This is a genomic window from Nocardia uniformis NBRC 13702 (assembly GCF_001613345.1).
Classification (GTDB): Bacteria; Actinomycetota; Actinomycetes; order Mycobacteriales; family Mycobacteriaceae; genus Nocardia; species Nocardia uniformis.
In genome coordinates this window covers 133,627-142,421 of record NZ_BDCE01000077.1, presented here as the reverse complement: position 1 = coordinate 142,421, position 8,795 = coordinate 133,627, and the positions used below count along the sequence as shown (strand labels likewise).

The 8,795-nt window shown below is 68.3% G+C and carries 6 protein-coding genes and 2 pseudogenes; 7 read left to right on the top strand and 1 reads right to left on the bottom strand.

Features of this window, described 5'->3' with window-relative positions; translation table 11 throughout:
* Positions 1-1,100: 1,100 nt before the first annotated feature.
* From NU1_RS30040 to NU1_RS40760, 3 genes and pseudogenes are all read left to right on the top strand, one after another.
* A pseudogene (locus tag NU1_RS30040) lies at positions 1,101-2,063 on the top strand (hypothetical protein); the annotation flags it as partial.
* A 323-nt stretch (positions 2,064-2,386) separates the two neighbouring features.
* On the top strand, positions 2,387-3,298 hold the full coding sequence (locus NU1_RS30035; RefSeq protein ID WP_067526818.1) for an HAD-IIA family hydrolase: 912 nt from the start codon (positions 2,387-2,389) through the stop codon (positions 3,296-3,298).
* 199 nt (positions 3,299-3,497) lie between these two features.
* Positions 3,498-3,732, top strand: a pseudogene (locus tag NU1_RS40760) (HAD family hydrolase); the annotation flags it as partial.
* A gap of 147 nt (positions 3,733-3,879) precedes the next feature.
* Here NU1_RS40760 and NU1_RS30025 read toward each other — a convergent pair.
* The gene (locus NU1_RS30025) at positions 3,880-4,638 is read right to left on the bottom strand and encodes a class I SAM-dependent methyltransferase (protein WP_067526814.1); all 759 of its coding nucleotides are present in this window, start codon (positions 4,636-4,638) and stop codon (positions 3,880-3,882) included.
* 88 nt (positions 4,639-4,726) lie between these two features.
* Between NU1_RS30025 and NU1_RS30020 the strand changes: the two genes are divergently transcribed.
* From NU1_RS30020 to recN, 4 genes are read left to right on the top strand one after another with little or no spacing between them, the layout of a single operon-like run.
* Positions 4,727-4,993 carry a hypothetical protein gene (locus tag NU1_RS30020; RefSeq protein ID WP_067526812.1) on the top strand — a complete coding sequence of 89 codons (267 nt, stop codon included), beginning with the start codon at positions 4,727-4,729 and terminating at the stop codon, positions 4,991-4,993.
* A 1-nt stretch (position 4,994) separates the two neighbouring features.
* Entirely contained in the window at positions 4,995-5,933 is a 939-nt protein-coding gene (locus NU1_RS30015) for a TlyA family RNA methyltransferase (protein ID WP_084521928.1), read from the top strand.
* Positions 5,930-6,988 carry an NAD kinase gene (locus NU1_RS30010; RefSeq protein ID WP_067526809.1) on the top strand — a complete coding sequence of 353 codons (1,059 nt, stop codon included), beginning with the start codon at positions 5,930-5,932 and terminating at the stop codon, positions 6,986-6,988. The genes NU1_RS30015 and NU1_RS30010 overlap by 4 nt, the downstream gene beginning before the upstream one ends.
* On the top strand, positions 6,966-8,738 hold the full coding sequence (gene recN / locus NU1_RS30005; protein WP_067526807.1) for a DNA repair protein RecN: 1,773 nt from the start codon (positions 6,966-6,968) through the stop codon (positions 8,736-8,738). The genes NU1_RS30010 and recN overlap by 23 nt, the downstream gene beginning before the upstream one ends.
* Positions 8,739-8,795: the final 57 nt, after the last annotated feature.

Below are 8,795 nucleotides of genomic sequence, written 5' to 3'. Positions count from 1 at the left end.
CGAAAGGGGACCCATCACTGGGTCCCCTTTTTGCGTTTCAACACCCGGTCCCGCGAGGACGCTCAACCGATGCGTGATTGAATTTATGTCGACGGGTCACTCCGTCGGCCCTCACGCGCAGCGCCGCGGCCGGGTACGGCAGGCAACCAAACTAGAGAGGGATCACCGTGTCGGAGCAGAACGACGGTCGCAAACCGTTCCGCCGTAGCAGCGGAGCGGGACAAGGCGGTGCAAACCGTTCGGGACGCGACGGCGCGGCGGGCGATCGACGCGATACGGGCGGACGTCCGGCCGGATCCAGCGGCGGCAGCCGTGACGGTGGTTTCAACCGTGGCGGCGGCAGCGGCGGTGGTTTCAACCGTGCGGGCGGCCGCGATAGCGGTGGCCGCGGCGACGGTGGCGGCTTCCGGCGTGAAGGCGAACGAGGTGCCCCCCGACGTGACGATGACCGCGGTGGTTTCCGCGGCGGTGACGCGCGTGGCCCCCGTCGTGATGACGAGCGTGGCGGCCCCCGTCGCGAAGGCGATCGGGGCGGTTTCCGCGGCAATGACGACCGTGATGGTGCCCGTCGCGAGGGTGAACGCGGTAGCGCACCGCGTCGCGAGGGTGATCGTGGCGGGTTCCGCCGTGATGATGACCGTGGTCCCCGTCGAAATGATGACCGTGGCCCGCGTCGTGACGATGACCGTGGTGCCCCCCGTCGCGAGGGTGACCGGGGTGGTTTCCGGCGGGAAGACGATCGTGGCGGTGCCCCGCGTCGCGAGGGCGATCGTGGTGGATTCCGTCGCGAGGGTGAGCGCAGTGGTGGCTCCGGCAGTGGTGGTCGCAGCGGTGGTTTCTCGCGCGATAACTCGAGCCGTGACAGCGGTAGCCGCAGTGGTTTCAACCGTGACAGTGCAGGACGTGGCGAGAGCTCCGGGCGTAGCCAGGGGAACCGAGAAGGTTTCGGCCGCAGTGGTTCCGGTGGTGAGAAGCGGGAATTCGGCGGCGGCTTCAAGGGTCGTGAGTCCGGCGGTGGCGATGAGCGCCGTGGTCCTGCCCGTGAGAGCGGCGGCGAGCGCCGCGGCTTCAGCCGTGACAATGACGAGCGTCGTGGACCCAGCCGTGGTGGCGATGAACGCCGTACCTTCGGTCGCGACAATGACGACCGCGGCGCCAGTCGTGGCAGCGGCGATGAGCGCGGTGGTTTCGACCGAGGAAGTAAGGACGGCGGCGAGCGTCGTATCGGGCGTGACGCCGCCTTCGGTAAAGAGCATGAAGCTCGTGTCAGCGGCTTCAAGCGTGGCGGGGATGAGCGTCGTGAGCCCAGCCGTGGCGACTTCGGTCGTGGCGATGCCGATCGTCGACGTGGTGGCGAGGGTGCGTACGGCGCGGGCGACCGCTCGAGCGACCGTCGGCCGCCTCGTCCGGTAGAGCCGGATCTGCCGGAGGACGTGCAGCCCAGCGATCTGGAACCGGCCGTGCGTCGTGACCTGCTGAGTCTGGACAAGAGCAATGCCGAGTCCGTGGCGCGACACCTGGTCATGGTGGCGCGACTGCTCGACGAGGCCCCGGAGCTGGCTCTCGAACATGCCCGTGCGGCCCGGCAGCGTGCCGGTCGTATCGCGGTGGTGCGTGAAACCAATGGTGTCGCGGCCTACCATGCCGGTGAGTGGGCGGAGGCGCTGTCGGAACTGCGTACCGCGCGCCGGATGTCCGGCGGTGCCGGACTGCTCGCGGTGATGGCGGATTGCGAACGCGGTCTGGGGCGCCCGGAGCGGGCCATCGAACTGGGGCGCAGTGATGAGGCGCGGGAGCTCGAAGGCGATGAGGCCACCGAACTGCGCATTGTGGTCGCGGGTGCGCGTATGGATCTCGGCCAGTTCGACCAGGCCGTGGTCACCCTGCAGACCTCGGATCTGGATCCGGCGCGCACCGGTTCGGCCGCGGCTCGCCTCGACTACGCCTACGCCGAGGCGCTGCTCGCGGCCGAACGCCCCGAGGACGCGCTGACCTGGTTCATGAATGCCGCCGCGGCCGATGTCGACGGCGAGACCGATGCCGAGGAACGCGCCGCTTTCCTGGCGGATCCGAATTCGTCGGAGTTCGCCGTGGACGAGACCTACGAGAACGACTCGGCTGCCGCTTCCGAAACGTATGACGCCGACGCAGACGAGTCCGCCGACGAATCGTCGGAGAGCGACTCGGACGGCGACGTGATCGCGAACGACGATTCCGGCAGCGATGATTCGCACGAGGATGCGGCGGCCGTTGCCGACGAATCCGCGAAGGCCGAGGATAGTTCGACCGAGGCCGAGGGCAATTCGGCGCCAGCCGAAGGCGGCGCGACCCGCGCCGTGACCTTCGCCGATGAATCGGATTCAGACGAGCAGTAAGGGATTTTCGGATGCGGTTACGCGACCGTTTCGGCGCGCTCCTCTTGGACCTGGACGGCACGCTGTTTCGCGGTCATGAGCTGATTCCCGGTGCGCCGGAAGCACTTTCCGGCGCACCGACCGATGCGCAGCGGCTGGTGTACGTCACCAACAATGCCAGCCGCTCCGCCGCCGCCGTGGCCGAGCATCTGCGCGAATTGGGTTACGCCGCGACCGCGGACGAGGTGGTGACCAGCGCCCAGGCGGCCGCTCACCTGCTCGCGTCCCGGCTGGAGCCGGGGTCCACTGTGCTCGTCGTCGGCACCGACGATCTGGTCGCCGAGGTGAACAGTGTTGGTCTACAGCCGATTCGCCGTTTCAACGGGGTAGCCCCGGCGGCGGTCGTGCAGGGTCACAATCCGCACACCGCGTGGGCGGATCTGGCGGAAGCGGCCTATGCCCTGCGCGCCGGTGCGCTGTGGGTCGCGGCCAATACCGATGCCACCCTCCCCAATGAACGCGGTCTGGCCCCCGGCAACGGCTCCATGGTCGCCGCCCTGCGCACCGCCTCGGACCGCGAACCGGTGGTGGCGGGCAAGCCCTACGCCCCCCTCATGGAGGACGCCCTCGTCGTCGCCGCGACCCGCGACGCCCTCGTGGTGGGTGATCGCCTCGACACCGATATCGACGGCGCGCACACCGTGGGCCTGGAATCGCTCATGGTCCTCACCGGCGTGAGCACCCTCGACGATCTGCGCAAGCAACCGTCGCACCGCCTGCCCACCTACATAGCGGAATCCCTTGACGCCCTGAACCATCCGGTCGTCGACACCGCACCGCTCGCCGAGTCCGAGGGCAGCCTGGTGGACCGCATCACCGACCTCCTACGGCAATATCCGGGCCGGGCCCTGGTCGTGGCCGCCCCGCCGACCGCCCAGGACTGACGCCGAGTTCCTGGAAGCGCGGTGTCGGTCGAGCGTCGGCACAGCCGCCCGTCGTCGGTGGGGGACACGTGCCTGTTGTCGGTGTCGGTACAGCGGCCGACGTCGGTGGGGGACACGCGCCTGTCGTCGGTGTCGGTACAGCCGCCTGTCATTGGTGGGGGGACACGCGCCCGTCATCGGTGCGGGTACAGCGGCCCGACTCGGCACCGGCGATCTGGTCGCCGAGGTGAACAGTGTTGGTCTACAGCCGATTCGCCGTTTCAACGGGGTAGTCCCGGCGGCGGTCGTGCAGGGTCACAATCCGCACACCGCGTGGGCGGATGGCGGAAGCGGCCTATGCACTGCGCGCCGGTGCGCTGTGGGTCGCGGCCAATACCGATGCCACCCTCCCCAATGAACGCGGCCTGGCCCCCGGCAACGGCTCCATGGTCGCCGGTGGGGCCACCCGCCTGTCGTCGGTGGGGCGCACCCGCCGGAATGACGAGGGCCGGAATGACGAGCAGGCGGTGGTGCGAGCCCAGTCCGGCTATTCGGGCTGACGCGAAGATGACCGGGCAGGTGGTGTCGCGACCTCGATCGGGCTATTCGAGCTTGCGGGCCTCGAACAGTGTCCGGGCGGAGTACGCGATGAACGGGCCGTCCTCGCTGATCTGCTTGTGCAGGTCGTGCAGGCGGTCACGGTATTGGTCGACGGTGAAACCCGGGACCATCCAGATGACCTTGCGCAGGAAGTAGACGACCGCGCCGATATCGCGGAACTCTATTCGCAGGCGCTCACACGGGGATTGGACGATCTCCAGCCCCGCCTGCCGAGCGGCGGCGGCCTCGAGTTCGGGATCGCGGCCCTTGCGCGCCTGCGGTTGCGGCCCGAGGAAGTATTCGACCAACTCGAAGACGCTTGCTGGGCCGACATGTTGAGCGAAGTAGATTCCGCCCGGTTCGAGTACGCGGGCGATCTCCTCCCACCAGATGGTCGCCGGATGGCGGCTGGTGACGAGGTCGAATGCCGCGTCGGCGAAGGGCAGCGGCGGTTCGTCGGGATCGGCCACCACCACGACACCGCGTGGATGCAGCAACCGCGTGGCCTTGCTCAGATTGGGCGGCCACGATTCGGTGGCGACCATGGTCGGCGGATACGTCTCGGCCTTGGCGAGCACTTCACCGCCGCCGGTCTGGATGTCGAGGGCCGCGCGGGCGGTGGCGAGCCGCCGCGCCTGCTGCTTCTGATACCCCCACGAGGGCCGTTCCTCGGTGGCGCGCCCGTCCAGCCAGGAGAAATCCCAGCCGTCCACCGAGGCCGCGGACGCTTCCGAGATCAGGTCGTCGAAGGTGTGTTCCATAGCCTCCATCCTCACCGAGCCGTCAACTTCTTTCGAACAGCACGGGTACGTGTGTTCGAATCCGAGTTCAGGTAGCGTTATCGCCACGATGACTATGCCCTCGCCTCGCCCGAATGCGCCCGCGCCCGGCCCCCGTCCGGGGGTGCCGCTGCCCGGTCAGCATCTGCCGGGCGCGAATGAGCCGGAATTCGCCGACCCCGAGCAGGTCCGTGCCGAGGTCGACGCGCTGCTGGCGGAATTGACCGCAGGCGCACAGGATTCGGGGGAGGGCACCGATATCGCCCGGCGGGCCCGCATTCTCGAGCAGGCGCACGAGGTGCTGGTGCAGGCCCTGGCAACGGTGGACAAGATCTGAGGTGGCCAGACGCGCACGGGTGGACGCGGAACTGGTTCGCCGCGGAATGGCGCGGTCGCGGGAACACGCGGTCGAGCTGATCAACGCGGGCCGCGTCCTGATCAATGGAACTGTCGCTACGAAACCGGCCACGGCACTGGAGGCGGCGACCCCGCTCCTGGTGCGGGCGGAACCCGACGAGGTGCAGTGGGCCTCGCGTGGCGCACACAAACTCTTGGGCGCCCTGGAAGCGTTCGAGCCGCAGGGTGTCACGGTCTCCGGTAAGCGCTGTTTGGATGCGGGCGCGTCCACCGGCGGATTCACCGATGTGCTGCTCTCGCGTGGTGCGAAAGAGGTGGTGGCCGCCGATGTCGGTTACGGCCAGCTGATTTGGCGTCTGCAGAACGATGACCGGGTTCAGGTGCATGACCGGACCAATGTGCGGGCGCTGACACCGGAAGTCATCGGCGGCACAGTCGAATTGGTCGTCACCGACCTCTCCTTCATATCCCTCGCCCTGGTACTGCCCGCGCTGGCGCAGTGCTGCGCCCCGGGTGCGGACCTGCTGCCAATGGTCAAGCCGCAGTTCGAGGTCGGTAAGGACCGGGTGGGAAGCGGTGGCGTGGTGCGGGATCCGGCCCTGCGCGCCGAGGTGGTGCGCGAAGTCGCCGCCGCGGCAGCGAAACTGGGGCTGCGGACCCTCGGCGTCGTCGCCAGCCCGCTGCCCGGTCCCTCCGGCAATGTCGAGTATTTCCTCTGGCTCCGCAAACAGGGCGAACCCGATGCCCAGGCCGCTCGGGAAACCGATGGCGGAGGGTCGCATTCGAGTGATTCGCCCGACATCGCGGCCGCTGACGGCCTTCGGAGCGCGGCGCATGTCACCGGCTACGCATACGATGCGGACGAGACAGCCAGGGTGGCGGCGCTGATCGAGCGCGCGGTGGAGGAGGGTCCGCAGTGAATGCGGCTAGTGGGCGGTCCGAAAGCAGTGCGGCCCGGCAGATTCTGCTGGTCGCGCATCCGGGGCGCGCCGAACTCACCGAAACCGCGCATCGGGTCGCGAAGATCTTCGAGAGCGCGGATATCGAACTGCGAATACTCGAGGACGAGGCATACAGCACCCGATTCGACACCGATGACGACGGACGTCCCGACGGATATCCGGTGCGGGTGACCGAACACGGTCCCGATTCCGCGCTGGGCTGCGAGATGGTCCTGGCCCTCGGTGGCGACGGCACCTTCCTACGCGCCGCCGAACTGGCCCGCGAGGCAGCCGTGCCGGTGCTGGGAATCAATCTGGGCCGCATCGGATTCCTCACCGAGGCCGAGGCGGATCACCTCGACGAGGCCCTGGCGCAGGTGGTGCGGCGCGACTATACCGTCGAGCGGCGGATGACCATCGATGTCACCGTGCGCGTGGACGATACGGTCACCGAGCGCGGTTGGGCGCTCAATGAGGCCAGTATCGAGAATGCCGCGCGGATGGGGGTATTGGAGGTCGTCCTGGAGGTGGACGGCCGTCCGGTCTCGGCCTTCGGCTGCGATGGGGTCCTGGTGGCCACCCCCACCGGTTCCACCGCCTACGCGTTCTCCGCGGGTGGCCCGGTGGTGTGGCCGGAACTGGAAGCGCTGCTGGTGATTCCGAGTAATGCGCATGCCCTGTTCGCGCGGCCCCTGGTCACCAGCCCGGAGTCGCTGATCGCGGTGGAAACCGTGGCGACGGGCCATGATGCGATAGTTTTCCTCGATGGCCGACGCACCCTCGCATTGCCGCGAGGCGGCCGGGTCGAAGCGGTACGCGGGACCGAACCGGTGCTGTTGGTGCGGTTGGATTCCGCACCGTTCGCCGACCGCATGGTGCGCAAATTCCAATTGCCCGTGACAGGCTGGCGGGGCCGTTCGTCCGCACGGACGGGCGCGGAGGAGGAAGCCTGCGTAACCACGGAGCGACCCCGAGCAGGCGATGTCGAACACCGCCGAACGGAGAATACGAGTGCTGACAGAGATCAGAATTGATGGTCTGGGCGTCATTTCCACCGCCACAGCGCAATTCCATGAGGGTTTGACCTGTTTGACCGGTGAGACGGGCGCGGGTAAGACCATGGTGGTGACGAGCCTGCACCTGCTCAGCGGCGCGCGCGCCGATGCCGGGCGGGTGCGGCTGGGTGCGTCGCGGGCCGTGGTGGAGGGACGCTTCACCGTCGACGACGTGCACGACGGGGCGCGTGCCGAAGTGGACGAGGTGCTCGAATCCGCTGCGGCCGAACGCGATGACGACGGCAGCATTATCGCCGTGCGCACGGTCGGCAGCGATGGGCGTTCGCGCGCGCATCTGGGTGGGCGCGGGGTACCGGCCGCGGTGCTGGCGGATTTCACCACGCCGCTGCTCACCGTGCATGGGCAGAACGATCAGCTGCGATTGCAGCGACCCGATCAGCAGCTGCACGCCCTCGATCAATTCGCCTCCGACACCGTCGATTCGCTGCTACGCAAGTATCAGAAGGAACGGCGCAAATGGCTTGACGCCCGCAATGAGTTCCTCGAACGCACCGCGCGCAGTAGGGAACTCGCTCTAGAGGCCGACCGGCTCAAGTATTCGCTCACCGAAATCGACGCCATCGCACCGGAACCCGGTGAGGATGAGCGCCTGATCAGCGAGATCCGTCGGCTCTCGGATCTGGATTCCCTGCGTGAGGCCGCCGCGACGGCACATGACGCGCTGGCCGGACCCCCCGACACCCCGGGCGAGGGCGGGGGAGCGCTCGACCTGCTCGGCACCGCCCGCGCCCGTATCGACGCGGCCGACGATCCGATCCTGACCGCGCTCGCCCCGCGGCTCGGCGATGCCATCTCGGTGGTGGTGGACCTGACCACCGAGCTGAGCTCCTATCTGTCGGATCTGCCGTCCGATCCGGGCGCACTAGACACCATGCTCACCCGGCAGGGCGAACTCAAAACGCTGACCAGGAAGTACGCCCCCGATATCGATGGCGTCATCAAGTGGGCGGAGGAATCGCGGGCCCGCCTGGACTCCCTCGATGTGTCCGAGGAAGCCCTGGCGAATCTGTCGGCCGAGGTGGACGCCGCCGCGACGAAGGTGCGCGAATCGGCCCGCAAACTCACCGCCGCCCGCACCAAGGCCGCGGGCAAGCTCGCGGCGGCGGTGAGCGCCGAACTCGCGGGTCTGGCCATGGGCCGCGCCAAACTCGATGTGGTGGTGCGGCCGCTGCCCGCCTCCGCGCAGGATTCCGCACCGTTGAAGGTCGACGGCCAGGAACTGCACGCCGGATCTACCGGTGTGGACGAGGTGGAGTTCCGCCTCGCCGCTCACTCCGGCGCGCACCCGCTTCCCCTGAGCAAGAGCGCCTCCGGTGGTGAGCTCTCCCGGGTCATGCTCGCCCTCGAGGTCGTTCTCGCCAGTTCCGAACACGGCACCACCATGGTTTTCGACGAGGTCGATGCCGGTGTCGGTGGGCGTGCGGCGGTGGAGATCGGCCGCCGCCTGGCCCGCCTGGCGCGCACCCACCAGGTCATTGTCGTCACCCACCTGCCCCAGGTGGCCGCCTTCGCCGACACTCACCTGGTGGTCGACAAGATGGACGACGGCAAGGACGTCAACTCCGGTGTGCGGGCGCTGACCCAGGACGAACGGATCTCCGAATTGGCCCGCATGCTCGCCGGTCTCGGCGATACCGAAACCGGACGTGCTCACGCCTGGGAGCTGCTGACCACCGCTCACTCCGAAAAGGTCGGCGCGACAGACTGATTCACGAGGTGCGGGGCGGACTGACGATGCGGACCAGGGCGATGGTCCTCTTCTGCC

What these genes read in the sequence shown, in the direction of transcription:
- NU1_RS30020 (WP_067526812.1), top strand. Translation starts at nt 4,727, where the DNA reads ATGACTATGCCCTCGCCTCGCCCGAATGCGCCCGCGCCCGGCCCCCGT.
- NU1_RS30025 (WP_067526814.1), bottom strand. Translation starts at nt 4,638, where the DNA reads ATGGAACACACCTTCGACGACCTGATCTCGGAAGCGTCCGCGGCCTCG.
- NU1_RS30035 (WP_067526818.1), top strand. Translation starts at nt 2,387, where the DNA reads ATGCGGTTACGCGACCGTTTCGGCGCGCTCCTCTTGGACCTGGACGGC.